15 protein-coding genes and 1 pseudogene are annotated in these 18,348 nt (G+C 57.9%); 10 read left to right on the top strand and 6 right to left on the bottom strand.

All coding sequences use genetic code 11. The annotated features are described in order from the left end of the window. The first annotated feature begins 17 nt into the window (after nucleotides 1-17). Entirely contained in the window at nucleotides 18-1,235 is a 1,218-nt protein-coding gene (locus ACM6I5_RS18520; RefSeq protein ID WP_017338364.1) for a fumarylacetoacetate hydrolase family protein, read from the top strand. A 17-nt stretch (nucleotides 1,236-1,252) separates the two neighbouring features. Next, on the top strand, nucleotides 1,253-2,836 hold the full coding sequence (locus ACM6I5_RS18515) for an aldehyde dehydrogenase (NADP(+)) (protein WP_414884369.1): 1,584 nt from the start codon (nucleotides 1,253-1,255) through the stop codon (nucleotides 2,834-2,836). 99 nt (nucleotides 2,837-2,935) lie between these two features. Here ACM6I5_RS18515 and ACM6I5_RS18510 read toward each other — a convergent pair whose 3' ends face one another. Next, nucleotides 2,936-4,132: a XylR family transcriptional regulator gene (locus ACM6I5_RS18510; RefSeq protein ID WP_414884368.1), complete on the bottom strand. Its 1,197-nt coding sequence runs from the start codon at nucleotides 4,130-4,132 to the stop codon at nucleotides 2,936-2,938. Between the two features lie 176 nt (nucleotides 4,133-4,308). Here ACM6I5_RS18510 and xylA point away from each other — a divergent pair, with 176 nt between their 5' ends. The 4 genes from xylA to ACM6I5_RS18490 all read left to right on the top strand — a co-directional run bounded on the left by xylA (nucleotide 4,309) and on the right by ACM6I5_RS18490 (nucleotide 9,551). Then, nucleotides 4,309-5,625 (top strand): xylose isomerase, encoded by a 1,317-nt coding sequence (gene xylA, locus ACM6I5_RS18505; protein ID WP_414884367.1) that lies wholly within the window; start codon nucleotides 4,309-4,311, stop codon nucleotides 5,623-5,625. Between the two features lie 148 nt (nucleotides 5,626-5,773). After that, nucleotides 5,774-6,775, top strand: coding sequence for a D-xylose ABC transporter substrate-binding protein (gene xylF, locus ACM6I5_RS18500; RefSeq protein WP_017338360.1), 1,002 nt, complete (start codon nucleotides 5,774-5,776; stop codon nucleotides 6,773-6,775). A gap of 82 nt (nucleotides 6,776-6,857) precedes the next feature. Then, entirely contained in the window at nucleotides 6,858-8,414 is a 1,557-nt protein-coding gene (gene xylG / locus ACM6I5_RS18495) for a D-xylose ABC transporter ATP-binding protein (protein WP_414884366.1), read from the top strand. Then, the gene (locus ACM6I5_RS18490) at nucleotides 8,415-9,551 is read left to right on the top strand and encodes a sugar ABC transporter permease (protein WP_017338358.1); all 1,137 of its coding nucleotides are present in this window, start codon (nucleotides 8,415-8,417) and stop codon (nucleotides 9,549-9,551) included. 489 nt (nucleotides 9,552-10,040) lie between these two features. Here ACM6I5_RS18490 and ACM6I5_RS18485 read toward each other — a convergent pair whose 3' ends face one another. After that, nucleotides 10,041-10,931, bottom strand: coding sequence for a transporter substrate-binding domain-containing protein (locus ACM6I5_RS18485; RefSeq protein WP_414884365.1), 891 nt, complete (start codon nucleotides 10,929-10,931; stop codon nucleotides 10,041-10,043). Between the two features lie 724 nt (nucleotides 10,932-11,655). Between ACM6I5_RS18485 and ACM6I5_RS18480 the strand changes: the two genes are divergently transcribed. Continuing rightward, nucleotides 11,656-11,952: a hypothetical protein gene (locus tag ACM6I5_RS18480; RefSeq protein ID WP_414884488.1), complete on the top strand. Its 297-nt coding sequence runs from the start codon at nucleotides 11,656-11,658 to the stop codon at nucleotides 11,950-11,952. Nucleotides 11,953-12,232: 280 nt separating this feature from the next. Here ACM6I5_RS18480 and ACM6I5_RS18475 read toward each other — a convergent pair whose 3' ends face one another. Beyond that, on the bottom strand, nucleotides 12,233-13,087 hold the full coding sequence (locus ACM6I5_RS18475; protein WP_017338354.1) for a LysR family transcriptional regulator: 855 nt from the start codon (nucleotides 13,085-13,087) through the stop codon (nucleotides 12,233-12,235). 74 nt (nucleotides 13,088-13,161) lie between these two features. Between ACM6I5_RS18475 and ACM6I5_RS18470 the strand changes: the two genes are divergently transcribed. Then, a complete protein-coding gene (locus tag ACM6I5_RS18470; RefSeq protein WP_414884364.1) occupies nucleotides 13,162-14,097 on the top strand; it encodes a DMT family transporter in 936 nt (311 codons plus the stop codon). A gap of 180 nt (nucleotides 14,098-14,277) precedes the next feature. Here ACM6I5_RS18470 and ACM6I5_RS18465 read toward each other — a convergent pair. Both ACM6I5_RS18465 and ACM6I5_RS18460 read right to left on the bottom strand, forming a co-directional pair. Beyond that, nucleotides 14,278-14,454, bottom strand: a pseudogene (locus ACM6I5_RS18465) (DinB family protein); the annotation flags it as partial. 31 nt (nucleotides 14,455-14,485) lie between these two features. After that, nucleotides 14,486-15,439, bottom strand: coding sequence for an LLM class oxidoreductase (locus tag ACM6I5_RS18460; RefSeq protein WP_414884363.1), 954 nt, complete (start codon nucleotides 15,437-15,439; stop codon nucleotides 14,486-14,488). 370 nt (nucleotides 15,440-15,809) lie between these two features. Here ACM6I5_RS18460 and ACM6I5_RS18455 point away from each other — a divergent pair, with 370 nt between their 5' ends. Then, the gene (locus tag ACM6I5_RS18455; protein WP_414884362.1) at nucleotides 15,810-16,247 is read left to right on the top strand and encodes a nuclear transport factor 2 family protein; all 438 of its coding nucleotides are present in this window, start codon (nucleotides 15,810-15,812) and stop codon (nucleotides 16,245-16,247) included. Nucleotides 16,248-16,444: 197 nt separating this feature from the next. Next, complete coding sequence (locus ACM6I5_RS18450) at nucleotides 16,445-16,660, top strand: hypothetical protein (RefSeq protein WP_414884361.1); 216 nt, start codon at nucleotides 16,445-16,447, stop codon at nucleotides 16,658-16,660. 51 nt (nucleotides 16,661-16,711) lie between these two features. On the opposite strand, the gene ACM6I5_RS18445 is transcribed toward ACM6I5_RS18450, so the two are convergent. Beyond that, nucleotides 16,712-18,334 carry an acyl-CoA synthetase gene (locus ACM6I5_RS18445; protein WP_017338345.1) on the bottom strand — a complete coding sequence of 541 codons (1,623 nt, stop codon included), beginning with the start codon at nucleotides 18,332-18,334 and terminating at the stop codon, nucleotides 16,712-16,714. Nucleotides 18,335-18,348 lie beyond the last annotated feature (14 nt).

Raw genomic sequence — 18,348 nt, 5'->3', positions numbered from 1 at the left:
CTGCCGAGGTTCTTTTCATGCCCCAAACAAACGTTGCCATCACATTGTCGGATTTGAACACTCCAGCCCAGGACCTCACGCAAGGCACCTGGATCGGACGCGTGTGGATTCCTGGCGCCACGGCAGGGCCTGCCATCGTCCTGCTTAAAGACCGCGAGGTCTATGACATCAGCGTTCGGGTGGCGACCGTTTCGGCTCTGCTTGAACTCGATGACCCCGTTGCTTACCTGCGCAGCCTGCCATTGGAGCAAGCGCTAATCAGCGTCGACGCGTTACTGCGCAACAGCGATGTCTCGATGCGCGACGAAACACTGCCGTGGCTGCTGGCGCCGATTGACCTGCAAGCGATAAAAGCCGCCGGGGTGACCTTCGCAACCAGCATGCTTGAACGGGTGGTCGAAGAGCAGGCCAAGGGCGACCCGGCCAAGGCCGATAGCATTCGCGCAACTCTGGTAGCGAGCATCGGTACTGACCTCGGGGACATCGTGCCGGGCTCTTCCCAGGCCGCCGCGCTCAAGGAAGTGCTGATCAGCCAGGGCATGTGGTCGCAGTACCTCGAAGTGGGCATCGGCCCGGACGCCGAGATATTCACCAAAGCTCAGCCGTTGTCAGCGGTGGGTTACGGATCGGACATTGGTATCCATCCGAAGTCCAGCTGGAACAATCCAGAGCCCGAAGTGGTATTGGCCGTTTCCAGTCGTGGCAAGGTACAGGGCGCTACGTTGGGCAATGACGTCAACCTGCGCGACTTCGAAGGGCGCAGTGCGTTGTTGCTTTCCAAAGCCAAAGACAACAATGCGTCAACCGCGCTTGGGCCGTTTATCCGACTGTTCGATGAAACCTTCAGCATCGAGGAGGTGCGCTCGGCAGAAGTCGCACTGCGTGTCGTAGGCGACGATGGTTTCATCATGGATGGCAGCAGCTCCATGAACCAGATCAGTCGTGACCCGCTGGATCTGGTCGCCCAGACACTCAATGAGAACCATCAGTACCCGGACGGCTTTGTGCTGTTCCTCGGCACGCTGTTTGCCCCCAAGCAAGACCGCGATATACCCGGCGGAGGCTTCACCCATAAAGAGGGTGATCTGGTCGCCATCAGCAGCGCCAGGTTCGGCACGCTGGTCAACCGCGTGACGACAAGCGATCGCGCGCCGGCCTGGCAGATGGGTTATCGCGCCCTGCTCGACAACCTACACAGCCGTGGCTTGGTTTCTGCCGCCATCAAGCCACGCTAGCCAACACGAGAATCCCTATGAACGCTTACACCGGACACAACTTTATCAACGGCGGACGCAGTGCCAAGGGGCACTCTCGCCTGCAGAGTTTCGACGCCACCACTGGGCAGGAACTGCCGGGCTACTTTACTGAAGCCACGCGAGAGGAAGTGGATGCTGCCGCCCATGCGGCGGCAGCGGCCTACCCGCTGTACCGCACCCTGCCGCCCCTTCGACGCGCGGCGTTTCTCGACGCCATCGCGGATAAACTCGACGCCCTGGGTGACGAATTCATCGCGACGGTCTGCCGCGAAACGGCGCTGCCGGCCGCACGTATTCAGGGTGAACGTGCCCGTACCAGTGGTCAGATGAGACTGTTTGCCAAGGTGTTGCGACGTGGGGATTTCTTTGGTGCACGTATCGATCGTGCCTTGCCTGACCGTCAACCGCTGCCCCGTCCCGATCTGCGCCAATACCACATCGGTATCGGCCCGGTCGCCGTATTCGGCGCCAGCAATTTTCCCCTGGCCTTCTCTACGGCGGGCGGTGATACCGCCGCTGCGCTGGCGGCGGGTTGCCCGGTGGTATTCAAGGCACACCCCGGGCACATGGCTACGGCGGAATGGGTCGCTCTGGCAATCATTCGCGCCGCCGAACAGACCGGAATGCCGCCCGGTGTCTTCAACATGATTTACGGCGGGACGGTCGGTGCCTGGCTGGTGCAACACCCGGCAATCAAGGCCGTAGGCTTCACCGGATCGCTCAAGGGCGGCCGGGCGCTGTGTGACATGGCAGCGGCAAGACCAGAACCCATCCCGGTGTTCGCCGAGATGTCGAGTGTCAATCCGGTACTGGTGCTGCCGGAGGCCCTCAAGACCCGTGGTGCAAACATTGCGGCCGAGGTCAGCGCCTCTGTGGTTCAAGGGGCAGGACAGTTCTGCACAAAACCTGGAATGGTGATCGGAATACGCTCTCCCGAGTTCGATGCGTTTCTCGATGACCTGACCTGGCAGATCAACGCTCAGCCTGCACATACCCTGCTCAACGCCGGCGGGCTGTGCAATTACTCCGATGGCCTGACCCGCCTGCATGATCACCCGCAGATCCACCATCGAGCGGGGAATCCTCAAGCAGGTATCCAGGCTCACCCACAGCTGTTCGAAGCGGACGCCGAACTGCTGATCAACCATGACGAACTGCTGCAGCACGAGGTGTTTGGCCCGGTTGTAGTCGTCGTTTCGGTCAATGACCGGCAACAGCTGCAGCACGCGCTGCACGGTTTGCAGGGACAACTGACCGCGACCTTGATTGCCGAACCCGCGGATCTGGAGATGTTTGCCGAATTGATTCCAGTGTTGGAACTGAAGGCGGGTCGCCTTTTGCTCAATGGTTACCCGACCGGTGTCGAGGTCTGCGATGCGATGGTTCATGGCGGCCCCTACCCCGCCACCTCGGATGCCCGAGGCTCGTCCGTGGGAACGCTGTCGATCAACCGCTTCCTGCGGCCGATCTGCTTCCAGAACTACCCGGACAGTTTGCTTCCCGACGCGTTGAAAAACGCCAACCCGCTCGGCATTCAACGCCTGGTAGACGGCGCCAGCACAAATGAGCGTTTGCGTTGATGCGCCAGTTAGATCCCGTACTACGGTGATGGTAAATCGACCGTCTCCAGTGTCGAATGACTACTTCTGGCCAAACCAACCCTTCTCACCCCACAACAATCAACCAATTGCACCCGGCACCGCTATAGCGCCCTGCTGGTATTCACGGGGCGTACAGCCAAACTCGCGACGAAACACCGTGTGCAGGTACTGTGCGGATTTGAATCCGCACGTGCGGGCAACGTCCGCAATCGCTGTCTCGGTATTTTCCAACTCGCTCGTCGCCGCCGCCAGTTTGAAATGCAGAATCTCATCATGCACGCTGCAGCCCCTCACAGTGCGAAAGTGCGACTCCAGCGATGAGCGCGAGACCCCGACATAAGCCGCCACTTGCGCGGTCTTGATGCCCTGGCAGGCATATTGGCGGATAAACAGCAGCGCTTGCATGACGTAGGGGTTGCCCAACGGTTGGTGCAAACTCGACACCTGCACGTTGATCGCATCCGGCGGGATCAGGATGTGCGTGCCGGTGGACGGCATGCCGTGCAGCATCTGGTGGAGCAGTTGCGCGGCAGTGCGGCCCATGGTTTCGGTGCCCTGAATGACTGAGCTCAAGGGGACCCGGGTCAGGCTGCGTGTCAGCGGATCGTTGTCGATGCCGATCAACGCCACCTGTTCCGGTACCGCGATTCCGGCGGTCAGGCAGGCCTGCAGCAACTGCCTTGCACGGGCGTCACTGACGGCGATGATACCTATGGGTTTAGGCAGGCTTTGCAGCCAGGCGATCAGTTGTTCGACGGCGCTGTCCCAGAGAGGTGCACTGGTGCCCATGCCGCGGTAGACCTCGGCATGCAAGCCGTCACGTTGCATCAGCCGTCGAAAGGCTTTTTCCCGCTCCTGCGCCCAACGATTGGCCTGCGCTTCAGGCAGGCTGAAGCAGGCAAAACGCTGCAGCCCCGCCTCGATCAAGTGCGCGTAAGCCAGGGTAATCAATGCGTTATTGTCGGTGGCGACATAAGGGATTCCTTTCGGGTAGGCGCGCTCATCCTGATAAGAGCCACCCACCGCCACCACCGGCAACTTGATGTCGGCCAGCGCCTCGCCAATCAGCGGATCGTCGAAGTCGGCAATGATCCCGTCACCCTGCCAGCGCTCGATCCCTTTCAACCGGCAGAGAAAGTCCTCTTCCAGGAACAGGTCCCAGGACGCGCGGGTGCTGCTCAGGTAGTTGCCGATGCCACTGATGATGCCCCGGTCATAGATCTTGCTACCGTTGAACAACAGTGCGATGCGGTGAACAGGCGGTACTGTTTTCATTTTTTTCAGGCTTGTTCCGGGGCCCCTTCTCACGGAGGCGGTTTGCACAGACTAGGCGCGCAGACCACGAATCTCAATACGCAAAATCGCACCCAGTGTTGGTGATTTTCATAATCAGCAGGCATGGCGCCGTTGCTAGTATCGAGACACCGCCAAGAACAACAAGGACATTGCCAATGCTGTACTTCCCCGATATCGACAAGATTCGCTACGAAGGCCCTGCCAGCGATTCTGCCCTCGCCTTCCGTCACTACGACGCCGACAAAATCATCCTCGGCAAACCCATGCGCGAACACCTGCGCATGGCCGCCTGTTATTGGCACACCTTTGTCTGGCCGGGCTCCGATGTGTTCGGTGCAGGTACTTTCAAGCGCCCGTGGCAACACGCCGGCGACCCGATGGAGCTGGCGATTGGCAAGGCGGAAGCCGCGTTCGAGTTCTTCTCCAAACTGGGCTTAGACTATTACTGCTTCCACGACACGGACGTCGCCCCGGAAGGCAATTCGCTGAAGGACTACCGCAACCACTTCGCGCAAATGATTGATCATCTGGAGCGACATCAGGAGGAAAGCGGGATCAAGCTGCTTTGGGGCACCGCCAACTGCTTCAGCAATCCGCGTTTTGCCGCCGGCGCCGCCAGCAACCCGGACCCCGAAGTATTTGCCTTCGCCGCTGCCCAGGTCTTCAGCGCCATGAACGCGACCCAACGCCTGAAAGGGTCCAACTACGTGTTGTGGGGCGGTCGCGAAGGTTACGAAACTCTGCTCAATACCGACTTGAAACGTGAACGCGAACAACTGGGCCGCTTCATGCGCATGGTGGTCGAGCACAAGTACAAGATCGGTTTCAAAGGTGACCTGCTGATCGAACCCAAGCCGCAGGAGCCGACCAAGCACCAATACGATTACGACAGCGCCACCGTGTTTGGCTTTCTCCAGCAGTTCGGCCTGGAAAAGGAAATCAAGGTCAACATCGAAGCCAACCACGCGACCCTGGCCGGTCATAGCTTTCATCACGAGATTGCGACCGCCATCTCGCTGGGGATTTTCGGCAGCATCGACGCCAACCGCGGTGATCCGCAGAACGGCTGGGACACCGATCAGTTCCCCAACAGCGTCGAAGAAATGACCCTGGCCACCTATGAAATCCTCAAGGCCGGCGGGTTTAAGAATGGCGGGTACAACTTCGACTCCAAGGTTCGCCGCCAGAGCCTCGGTGAGATCGATCTGTTCCATGGTCACGTCGGCGCAATGGATGTCCTCGCCCTGTCCCTGGAGCGGGCAGCCGCCATGGTGCAGAACGATCAGCTTCAACTGCTCAAGGATCAACGCTATGCCGGCTGGCAGCAGCCGTTCGGGCAGGCGGTGCTGACGGGTGAGTTCAACCTCCAGTCATTGGCCGAACATGCCTTCGCCAACGAACTGAATCCGCAGGCCGTCAGCGGCAGGCAGGAGATGCTCGAAAACGTCGTCAACCGGTTCATCTATCGCTGATCGCCCCGGCGTCTGCGGGCGCATTAACGCTGTGACATTCGCACGACAAATCTGTGTCCGCGGCGTCTGCCGATTCTCTACAGTTCTACCAGCCCGAGACTCATCGTCAGGCAGTGTCTTTCAAACAAAAACAAAAGGACGCACCACTATGAAGAATGTGAAACGCGCGCTACTGGCCAGCGCCCTGGCGCTGCTGTCGCTACCGGTGATGGCCGATGCTGCCCACCCGAAAATCGGTTTCTCCATTGATGATCTGCGGCTGGAACGCTGGTCGCGTGACCGCGATTACTTCGTCGCGGCGGCGGAGAAAATGGACGCCAAGGTCTTTGTACAGTCGGCCGATGCCAACGAGCAAAAGCAAATTTCGCAGATCGAAAATCTCATTTCCCGTGGCGTCGATGTGATCGTCATCGTGCCCTTCAACGCCACGGTCCTGACCAATGTAGTGGCCGAAGCGAAGAAAGCCGGGATCAAAGTCGTGTCCTATGACCGCCTGATACTCAACGCGGATGTCGACGCCTACATTTCCTTCGATAACGAAAAGGTCGGCGAGATGCAGGCCAGCGGCGTGCTGCACGCAGCGCCCAAGGGCAATTACTTCCTGCTCGGTGGTGCGCCTACCGACAACAACGCAAAAGTCCTGCGCGAAGGTCAGATGAAAGTGCTGCAACCGGCCATCGACAAGGGCGATATCAAGATCGTAGGCCAACAATGGGTGAAGGAATGGAACCCGACCGAAGCGCTGAGCATTGTTGAAAACGCCTTGACCCGCAACAACAACAAAATCGACGGCATCGTCGCGTCCAACGACGCCACGGCAGGTGGCGCCATCCAGGCATTGGCCTCTCAGCAACTGGCCGGCAAGGTGCCGATTTCGGGGCAGGACGCAGACCTCGCAGCGGTCAAGCGAGTGATCTCCGGCACGCAAACCATGACCGTGTACAAACCGCTCAAACTCATCGCCTCCGAAGCCGCCAAGCTCTCGGTGCAACTGGCGCGTAACGAGAAACCCGCCTACAGCTCGCAGTACGACAATGGCAGCAAAAAAGTCGACACCATCCTGCTCACCCCGACTCCATTGACCAAGGACAACATCGACTTGCTGGAACAGGACGGGTTTTACACCAAGGCGCAGATTGCCGGGCAGTGATCATCGCCCCGTAATGCCACCTGCAGGAGCGAACTTGCTCCTGCAGGACCGGCCTCGTACCTGCCGCTTATGAGTCTCTGCCATGTCCGACTATCTGCTGCAAATGAACGGTATCGTCAAAACCTTCGGCGGTGTCACAGCGCTCAATGGCATCGACATCAAGGTCAAGCCGGGGGAATGCGTCGGGTTGTGCGGCGAGAACGGCGCAGGCAAATCCACGCTGATGAAGATCCTTTCCGCGGTCTACCCCCATGGCACCTGGGACGGTGAAATCCTCTGGGACGGTCAACCCCTGAACGCGCAATCGATCAGCGAAACGGAAGCCGCCGGTATCGTCATCATTCACCAGGAACTGACCCTGGTTCCCGACCTGTCGGTGGCCGAGAACATTTTCATGGGCCATGAACTAACGCTGCCCGGTGGACGGATGAATTACCCGGCGATGATCCACCGCGCCGAAGCCCTGATGCGTGAATTGAAAGTGCCGGACATGAACGTATCGCTGCCGGTTTCGCAGTACGGCGGCGGCTATCAGCAACTGGTGGAAATCGCCAAGGCACTGAACAAGCACGCGCGCCTACTGATCCTTGACGAGCCTTCATCGGCCCTGACCCGTTCGGAAATCGAGGTGCTGCTGGACATCATCCGCGACCTCAAGGCCAAGGGTGTTGCCTGTGTCTACATCTCCCACAAGCTCGATGAAGTGGCCGCCGTGTGCGACACCATTTCGGTGATCCGCGATGGCAAACACATCGCCACGACTGCCATGGTGGACATGGATATTCCACAGATCATCACCCAGATGGTCGGACGGGAAATGAGCAACCTCTACCCCACCGAACCACACGATATTGGCGAGGTGATTTTCGAGGCCCGCCACATCACCTGCTACGACGTCGACAACCCCCAGCGCAAACGAGTCGACGATATTTCCTTCAGCCTCAAACGCGGGGAAATCCTCGGCATCGCCGGACTGGTCGGCGCAGGCCGCACCGAACTGGTGACAGCGCTGTTCGGCGCCTACCCCGGTCGCCAGGAAGGCGAAGTCTGGCTGGACGGCCAACTCATCGACACCCGCACGCCGCTCAAGTCAATCCGTGCTGGCCTGTGCCTGGTGCCCGAGGACCGCAAGCGCCAGGGCATCATTCCAGACCTGGGCGTCGGCCAGAACATCACCCTGGCCGTGCTGGACAGCTACTCGAAACTGACCCGCATCGATGCCGAAGCCGAACTGGGCAGCATCGATCGAGAAATTTCACGCCTGCACCTCAAGACCGCGAGCCCGTTCCTGCCAATCATCAGTCTGTCCGGCGGCAATCAACAAAAAGCCGTATTGGCGAAGATGCTACTGACCAAGCCCCGGGTGCTGATTCTCGATGAGCCCACCCGAGGTGTGGATGTCGGCGCCAAGTACGAGATCTACAAGCTGATGGGGGCGCTGGCGGCCGAAGGCGTGTCGATCATCATGGTGTCGTCAGAGCTGGCCGAAGTGCTCGGCGTTTCCGACCGCGTTCTGGTGATTGGCGAAGGCCAGTTGCGGGGTGACTTCATCAACCACGGACTCACCCAGGAACAGCTGCTCGCCGCCGCACTCAGCCAGCCTGATGGCCATAACAATAATGATCGGAAATCCGCGTAAATGAACCAGGTCAAACAACTCTTCACTCGCTACAAGATGCTCGCGCTGGTGTTTGCCGTGGCGTTTATCTGGCTGTACTTCAGTTGGCAGACCGAGGGCGGATTCCTGACACCGCGCAACCTTTCCAACCTGCTGCGCCAGATGTCCATTACCGGGATTCTCGCCTGCGGCATGGTGCTGGTCATCATCAGCGGAGAGATCGATTTGTCGGTCGGCTCATTGCTGGGCCTGCTCGGAGGCGTCGCAGCTATTCTCGACGTGGTCTACCACGTACCGTTGCTGGCGAACCTGGGCCTTGTGGCCCTGTGCGGGCTGCTGATCGGCCTCGCCAACGGCTACATGGCCGCCTACCTGCGTATTCCGTCATTCATCGTCGGGCTGGGAGGCATGCTGGCTTTCCGCGGCATTTTGCTGGGGATTACCGGCGGCACGACCATCGCCCCGGTATCGCCGGAACTCGTCTACATCGGTCAGGGTTATTTGCCCCACATAATCGGCACCGGCCTGGGCGTTCTGCTGTTCGCACTGACGTTGTTCCTGACTTGGAAACAACGACGCAATCGCGCCCTTCATGGCCTTGCGGCACATTCACTGGTGCGTGACGTCGTGCGTGTGCTGTTGATCGGCGCGGTGCTAGCCGGATTCGTCCAGACCCTCAACAGCTATGACGGCATTCCCGTGCCGGTCCTGCTTCTGCTGGTTCTGCTGGGCGGTTTCAGCTACGTGACCAGCCAGACCGTGTTCGGCCGGCGCGTATATTCCGTGGGCAGCAACATGGAAGCGACACGTCTGTCCGGTATCAATGTGCAGGCCGTGAAGCTGTGGATTTTCGGAATCATGGGCGTCATGTGCGCCCTCGCCGGCGTGGTCAACACCGCTCGCCTGGCCGCCGGTTCACCCTCGGCCGGAAGCATGGGCGAACTCGACGCCATCGCCGCCTGCTTCATCGGCGGCACCTCCATGCGCGGCGGGTCCGGCACCGTTTACGGCGCCCTCCTCGGCGCACTGGTCATTACCAGCCTGGACAACGGCATGTCCATGCTCGACGTCGACAGTTACTGGCAGATGATCGTCAAGGGCAGCATTCTGGTGTTGGCCGTGTGGGTGGATGTGAGCACTCGGACTGGGCGACGTTGATCTGCTGTGTATGAAGTGATCCGCGGCAGTCTGCGTCTAGGGAGAGGCGATTTTTCGCGACGGTTGTCATGCGGCCACCGATGGTCAGCCACCCGCCGGTTTGATGAAAGCGCTGACGGCCTGAAAAAAGCTGATTTTGGCCCATTCCAGAGGCTGTAAAAACAGCGTTGGCATGTTCCAGGCTACGACTGATATGGCCCGTGACATGACCGTGCGATCGCTCAGTCAACGAACGTCACTGCTCCACTTATTGAGGTGTCCGAAAATCATATTGCTTGGTTTCGAATTCTTGAAAAGTATGAGATTCCGCAACCCACCGGCTGTGTACTCAATTAAGTGAATGGAGCCAACTCTAATCTTAGCTTTGCGCCTGGAACCGCCTCTCAACGAGCGTTAGTGCCGACCCGATGCGATTCGGAACCGGCAGCTGCTCACAATGATCGAGTCAAGTCAGACTTCTGTGTCATTCGCTCAGGTACTCGTCAAGCTTTAAAGCACTGGTTTGTCACTGCGTGCCTTGAGATTGGCTTTGAGCTGTTCGCTCATCGGCATATTCAGATTCATTCCTTTTGGAGGAATCGGTGATTGAAACCACTTGGTGTATAGCCTTACGAATTCGCCCGACTCCATGAGACGGGTAATGGTGCCATCGACCAATTGCTTGAACTCAGGATCATCTTTGCGAAGCATGCAGCCGTAGGGTTCGACTTGCAGCGCATCACCCACGACTTCGAGCGAATCGGGATTTTTGGAGTTCGCCATGAGGCCAAAAAGCAGAATATCGTCCATGGCAAACGCCACGGCACGATCATTTTCAACCAGCGCCAAGGAGTCGTCATAGTCTTTGCCCAAGACAACCTGTACGTCTAGATTGTGGTCGGTACTGTATTGGCGGAGGACCTTCTCGTTCGTGCTGCCGACGGTGCTGGCGACAGTCTTCTTTGCGAGATCGGCGTAGTTCTTTATGCCGGAGGTCTTCTTGGTCAATAGGCGCGTGCCGGTGTAGAAATGGCTAATTGCAAAAGCCACGTCCTTGCCACGCGCAGCGTTGTTGGTTGTGGATCCGCACTCCAGATCGTATGTGCCGTTGACCAGCAACGGAATGCGGGTTTGCGAAGATACAGGAATGTAAGCCACTTCTAAGTTCGGCTTGTTGAGCTTCCTGCGCACATCATCAACGATGGCATCGGTTAAATCGACTGAGAAACCCACGGCTTCGGTAGGACTGATCAAGTAGCTGAAAGGTACCGATGCCTCCCGGTAAGACACGGTGATTTTGTTTTTATCGGCAACTTTTTCGAGTGTCTGCGAGTTGGCGGGTGCCATGGCAGACAAGCCTGCGGCGAGGATTGTCGTTGCTACGAAATATGAAGTTTTCATCGGACACCCTTTAAAGTATGAAAAAGGCAAAAACATCTCAAAAACACACTGAGAAACGTAAAGGACGTGAGCACTAATGTCCGGCATGTCTACGAAACGTTATTGCAAACACTACGCCCAGGGACGGTAGATACTTTGAGCCAGATCAGAAAACCGAGTCATGTGCGAAGTCGCACAAACTCCATCGCGACGGATCGCGGGCGCTTCAGCTTAAGACGTCACGCTGCCGATTGGAGTATTTGGGGTTGCGGAAATGAGGGAAGATATTTCGCTGACACTTAGGCGCATCTAAAGCCTGCGGCTTAACGTATCGATCGATATGGGCGCCGGACGAAGAAGCCCCATCGCGAGGGGTTAGGCCAGACCTTGAATGTCTGCTCCCCACGCTGGCTACTTCAGCTTTTGGCCGACTTCTGTAACTTACCAGTGTCAGCTTTGGGTTGTTTTCTTCCTTTCGCCACCGTCAGCTAAGGGTCGATTGCTGCGCCTGGGCAGAGGCAGAAATCGGCCAAGAGGTTCCACCTCGCCAGCCACCTCAGGGACGAGCTGGTTGGGCGGCAACTGGCGAGGCGAACACATAGACAATAGCTTCCCTTGCTGAACACGCCTCACGCCGCTCATCAAATACCCCTGCTCGTCCGCCGCCTCCCTCCGCAGCTTTCGTTTAGACGTAAGCTCAACTACGGTGATTCCAAGACTGCTGTCCAACCGAGGAGCCCAGTGCATGTCCAGAATCTTCTCTCTGATGCTCGCCGGCCTGTTTCTGTACACCAGCCAGGCAATGGCAGACACCCTCAAGATCGGCGTGATCGGCGCCGGCAAACTGGACGGCAAAGTGATATTCAGCACCAGTAATCCATTCGGCGGCCGTGACGCAGGTGTCGGGCGCAAGGCGCTGGACACGGGCGTGGCCCTGGCGGATCAGCCGTATCTGCCCGGCGTGCACCTGGTGCGGGCGTTCAACGCGTGGTCTGGCTTGGGGCTCCACCTTGAGCATGGCGCGCAAAAAAACCTTGGATAATTGCATCCGCTATGCCGGCCGATCCGGTGGCACGCCGACTACTTGCCAAGTGGTGTTGGCGGAGTGCAGGCATTGAAACCTATGCAAAGCCGAGGAACGACAGGATAACCACGACGACCACCACTAACCCGACGATGTAGATGATGTTGTTCATGAAACCCACCTCTCAACCAGAATAGGACTGCGGCACGAGGGCTTGCACCTTCACGGTAGTGCAGCTTTGCTCGCAATGCCATTCAGCAAGAGACGATCGGGCAAGACAGTTTCCCTTGCTCACGGATTAGAGCCGAAAATGCTGTTGCATGGCTTGGGAGAGCAAATCCACCGCTTCATCCCCATCTGAAGACGGCGATCGGATAAACACGACCTCATGCTCCGGTATGACGGGCAAACCATCGAGGATCTGCATACTTTCCGTCACCCTGGCGCGGTCTATCAGACTGATCGCCAACCCGGCCTCCACGCAGGCGCTGACGGCCTGGTTGGACGGACTGTCCAGCACCGCGCGCCACCGGCGGCCGCTTTGTTTGAGTGATGCCACCATGGCTTGCCGATAAGGGCATTGCGCCGCATGTACGGCCAGTGGCAGCGGATCCATCGAGGCCAGCGACTTGTTTGCCGGCCCCACCCAGATAGGCGTAGTGGCGACGAGAAATTGCGCCTGCATGGTCAACTGCCCCCTGGCTTGGGCAATCACCGCGGCCTGAAGCTTTCCACGCTGGACCTGCTCACGCAGCGAATCACTGGGGGCTGTCTTCAACTCCAGCACCACGTTGGGCCAGGCAGCGGCGAATGTCGGCAGGATGTCGCGGATGACGTGGGCGGCGTATTCGTCGGGGACACCCAGGGTAATGCGTCCTGCCAGGTGGCTTCCATGCAGGTCGGCCAGCACCCGGTCATGGGTGCTCAGCAGTTCTGTCGTCGACAAAAGCAAACGCTTGCCCAGTGCGGTCAGGGAGACGGACTGATTATCGCGATTCAGCAAGCGCCCCCCGGCGACTGCCTCAAGCCGCTGGATATGCACGCTCACCGCCGCCGGGCTTTTATGCAGCTGCTCGGCCGCCGCACTGAATTTGCCAATCCGCGCCACCGCATGAAATGTACGTACCAGCTCGATATCGAGGATCGCCGTCATGATTTAATCTTCGTGAATGACTGCTGCACTTTATTTTGATTTATTAGATTAGGCCGATTTCGTAGCCTGTGGCAATGAACCAGCCCACACCGATCTCCTGTCAGCAGCAAGTCATCCCCCTCTGGCGCCAGAAGGTGCCGCTGCCGCTGCTCGAGGCGGCTTTGATTCTGACCTGGAGTTCCGGATTCGTCGGCGCGCGATTCTCGATGGACTATGCGCCCCCATTATTGGTGGTGTTTTGGCGCTGCGTCGTGGTCACGCTGATCCTGTTTCCTTTCGTCGCCAGGCAATTGCGGCAAACCTCCCCTGCCGTGTTGCTGAAAAACGCTGGCATCGGTCTTCTGGCCATGGCCGGCTATCTGGCCGGCGTCATACAAGGCATAGCCCTGGGTGTACCGGCGGGCCTTGCCGCGGTGTTCGCCAACCTGCTGCCGATGGCGGTCGCATTGCTGGCCGCTGGCGTGCTGGGGCAAAGACTGGCCTGGCAAGTCTGGGCAGGGCTGGGCATCGGCCTGGTTGGGGTTGTGGTGGTGACGCTTGGTGCGCTGGCCTGGGGTAGCGCGCCCCTCTGGGCGTATGGCCTGCCGGTGCTCGGTACGCTTTCGCTCGCCATCGCGACACTCTGGCAGAAGCATCTGCACGCCTCTGAATCGCTGGACCTCCTGCCCAACCTGTGGCTGCAATGTTGCGTGTCGAGTTTTGCATTCGCCCTGATCGAGGGCACGCAAGGTAGCCTGGCGCCGATACCCGGCATGGGGTTTGCGCTGAGCGTACTGTGGACGGTGGGATTGTCTACGTTAGGCGGCTACGGGCTTTATTGGGTCTGCCTGCGCCGGGCGACAGCCACACGAGTGGCCAGCGTCTTGTACCTGAGCCCGCCCGTCACGATGCTTTGGGCCTGGGCCATGTTCAACGAACCGTTGTCATGGCAAATGATGTCAGGCATGGCAGTGTCCGGGGTCGGCATCTGGATGGTGGTTCGGTCGGAGGCTCGGCAGGCCTGGCGGTAAAGCTGATGGATGTTGCGGGGCAGAAGATGCTCTTGCCGACAGACTGCAATCGGCTGTGGATTCAACCGATCGATGCAACACATCTAAATTCTGTGTAAGCAGAAGGAGTGTTGCAGATGGCCACGCTGGTTTACCAGCCCGGTATGACATGAAAATCCCGGTCTAGCACTGGTTATTAGATTATGTGCGCGACTCGGAAGAAATGAGGAGGACCAGATCAGTATCGCCTACGTCGACACCAGCTTGTGACAGCAAAGTAGTAACTTGGCCTCGGTGATGAGTCTGGTGGTTGAAGAAATGCATGACCAAGCCATAAAAGCTCCTGTCAGCGGGGGTTCCTTTCATGCTTGTGTAATTGTTGACCGTTCCATTTCACTTAGCTCCATTGTCACGCTTCTGGATAGTTGCCAGCAAAATAAGGAATCACGTACTCACCCAGCTCCTGAACGACTTCGTGCGCAGGGCGGCGACCGTATTTGAGATTCAAGCCGACATGGTTGACCCCTATCTCTCTCAACGTTTGCAGGTAATGGATCAGGAAACGATGGCCTGACCTGAATCCGAGATGAATAGGCGTGGCTGCTTCTTCCGGATCTGGCGAGAGATCAACATAAAGTGACTGCGAGAATGGCTTGAAACCTTGAGTCAACGACCGCCATTTTTTAATCGTCACTGCCTGTTGCACCACGTCCTGCGGATAGTAGAGCCAACCGTCGGCATGATTGGCGATCCACTCCAGCGATTGACGCGAGTGTCCCGTAACCATAACAGGGATGGTGCCCAGTAGAGGCTTGGGTAGCAGGTCTGCGACGGACAGTTCTACCCTAGACGTGGAGATCCTTGGAGACTCTTCGCTCCATACACGGCGCATCACCGCCAATGCTTCCTGAAACAATTCATGGCGTTTTTCGAGAGAGGCGTTGAAGGCCGAGAACTCGGTTGGCCGGTCCCCTGTCGCAAGACCAAGCACGAGGCGCTGCCCCGACAGTCTGTCTACCGAAGCTGCTGCCTTGGCGAGATGCAAGGGATGACGCAAGGTCGAAACGATGCTGCCCGTCGCGAGCGCGATACGGGTCGTCTGCGCCGCCACATATCCCATGAATACCCATGGGTCATAAATGTGGCCCACATCACCGAACGAAGGAACATTCAGAGGAACATCCCTGAAATACACGGCCGAAAATCCGTAGCGTTCCGCCATTTGCGCGGTACTGATCTGTCGCGCTAAATCCATCTCCGGGATAGCCCCTGCGTAGGATTCAATCGCGAAGTAAAGCCCAAGAGTCAGGTGCCCCTCGCGGTACATGGCCGAGTATCCGCGGTGATCTTTGAAGTCATGCATGTTTGACGATTGATCCAAGTGAAGAAGTGCCGCATGCATCATCCTGGCCAAGCCTGGTTGGGCAGAAGCTTGCTACATACGCAATGTATGCAGAGCAAAATACAACATACAATCCGTATGTCAATCGACAGATGTGCCCCTTCACCACAAAAAATCCCCTGCTGCTCAATCGATTTCTACGACAACCCAGCCTTCCATCGCTCCAGGTTTTACGAAAAAGCATTCGGTATGCATGCCGCTTGACATGCGTAGCGTATGTTAAATAGCATTACTAACATACGCATCGTATGAAAAATTCCGCCGCACGGACGCCATACCTTCATCACCCGCAGAAAAGTTCCAACACCACGTAAGCCAACAGGGAGTATTCATGATCGACAGTCTCGTTGGGTACCAGTCGCCCTCCATGATTTCCGACACCGCGACCCGGGAGTCACTCAATGCCTATATCACGAAAGTCCTGCAGGGTTTTTCCACGCCTAGCTCGGACGTCGCCAAGTACTTCACCGATCCGGACGTCGCGATCGCCGGCTCAGGCCTGGACGAGTTCTTCATGGGGACCGAAGCGGTACAAAATGGCGTGACGTGGGTGACCACCCTGAACATCCGATGGGAACCACGACTGGTGGTGTCCTGGATACGCGGTGACATTGCCTGGGCGCAGATCCGAATCGACGGCCACACGTTTGAAAACGCTGAGCCAACGGTCGTCCAGTACGTTACGACCGGGGTATTCCAGCGCAAGGGCGACGGCTGGATCTGGTTGTACTGGGGTGGCAGCGAACCGCAAAAAGTAGCTCGGCTGTAATCAGATACTGCCGCAAGTTCGCCCAGATCCGAGGCCGTTAACTCCTAGCATTCCTTTACAGATGGACGACAACGGTGGTCAACAAACGAGTGGATTGCCGCCTACGGCCAAGGTTCGTAATCCCCCCAACCCAGCCTGTTTACCCAACCTCGATTTCCCGTCCCCTGCCCACCATCGGTATTGCACCGGAGGCCCAGATGCCTTTTTTCAGAACCTATGCCTTTCATCTCGACAATGCTTCGCTTGAGAAGTATTGCCGACCCGCTGATTTTTTTGCCTGCGATACGTTGATGCAGGAAGAGGTCGGCGAGCTTGGCGTCCCCCACGCCAATAAAACCTGCGAACAGGATCTGCAAACGCTGAAGCCTTCAGCTAACCATCAGCCTTCTCCATTTAAACTGGAGAGAGGCTGATAGCCTTTGCCGGCTACTCCAGCTAACGCGCTCTAAACTTGGGCACTCTTTTCAGAGTGCCTTGGCCCAATCGCGCAACAAGTACTTCTGGATCTTGCCTGTAGATGTTTTCGGCAACTCGATGAACACCACGGTTTTCGGCAATTTGAAGCCCGCCAGATGTTCACGACAGAACAGGATGATATCGGCTTCCCGGGTGTTCTGATAATCGACTTTGAGCTTGATGAAGGCGCAAGGAGTTTCGCCCCACTTTTCGTCCGGACGGGCGACCACTGCGGCCTCCAGTACTGCCGGGTGACGATAGAGAACGTCTTCGACCTCGATGGTGGAAATGTTCTCGCCGCCCGAGATAATGATGTCCTTTAGGCGATCCTTGATTTCGACATAACCGTCAGGGTGACGTACCGCCAGGTCGCCGGTATGGAACCAGCCGCCTTCGAACGCTTCACTTGTCGCTTCGGTGTTCTTCAAATAGCCCTTCATGATCGTGTTCCCGCGCATGAAGATTTCGCCGACACTTGTGCCGTCCAAGGGGACCGGTTCAAGGGTTTTCGGATCGGCAACCATCAGCCCTTCCAGGGTCGGATAGCGCACACCCTGGCGCGACTTGATCCTTGCGCGCTCATTCAGCGGTTGCTCGTCCCACTGGTCATGCCAGGCGCAAACGGTCACCGGGCCGTAAACCTCAGTCAGCCCATAAACGTGTGTGACCTTGATGCCCATCTCCTCGACCGCACCGATGACTTTGGCCGGCGGTGCGGCGCCCGCCAGCATGGCGTCGACCGGATGATCGAAGGCAGCCTTGGACGAGTCTGGCAGATTGACCAACGCATTGAGGACAATCGGCGCACCACACAAATGGCTGACCCGATGTTGATGAATCAAAGTGAGGATTTTCTGCGGATCGACCCGACGCAGGAATACATGAGTCCCAGCCAACGCAGTCACCGTCCATGGATAGCACCAGCCGTTGCAATGAAACATCGGCAAGGTCCACAAATACACCGGGTGGTGCCCCATGGCCCAAGTCATCTGATTTCCCAGTGAGTTGAGATACGCCCCGCGGTGGTGGTAAATGACCCCCTTGGGATTCCCCGTGGTGCCGGATGTGTAGTTGAGCGAGATGGCTTGCCATTCATCCTCAGGCCATTGCCAGGCGAACTGTGGATCACCTTCAGCGAGGAAGGCTTCATAGTCCAGCGTGCTAACCGCGCTGCCTTCGCCGTACTCCGGGTCGTCCACATCGACAACCAGTGGCGGATGAGAGAGCAAGCTCAAGGCTTCACGAATAACAGCGTGGAACTCCCGATCGGTGATCAACACCTTGGCTTCGCCGTGCTCAAGCATGAAGGCAATAGCTTGCGCATCCAGCCGCACGTTCAGGGTATTGAGTACAGCGCCGATCATCGGCACGCCAAAGTGGGCTTCGAGCATGGCCGGGATGTTGGGGAGCATCACTGCCACGGTATCGCCCTTGCCGATACCCCTCTGGCTTAGTGCGCCAGCCAGGCGCCGGCAACGTTCATAGGTCTCTTGCCAGTTGCGGCGGATGGCGCCGTGGATCACGGCGGGATACTCACCGTAGACAGAGGCTGTACGCTCGATGAAGCTCAGCGGAGAAAGGGCGATATGGTTGACTGCCGAGGGCGCCAGGCCCGTTTCGAAAATCGACATGAGGTTATCCTGTG

This window comes from Pseudomonas sp. IT-P171, assembly GCF_949767765.1.
Taxonomy (GTDB): domain Bacteria; phylum Pseudomonadota; class Gammaproteobacteria; order Pseudomonadales; family Pseudomonadaceae; genus Aquipseudomonas; species Aquipseudomonas fluorescens_B.
Note: the sequence above shows the minus strand (reverse complement) of the source record. Positions and strands in the feature narration are given on the sequence as shown.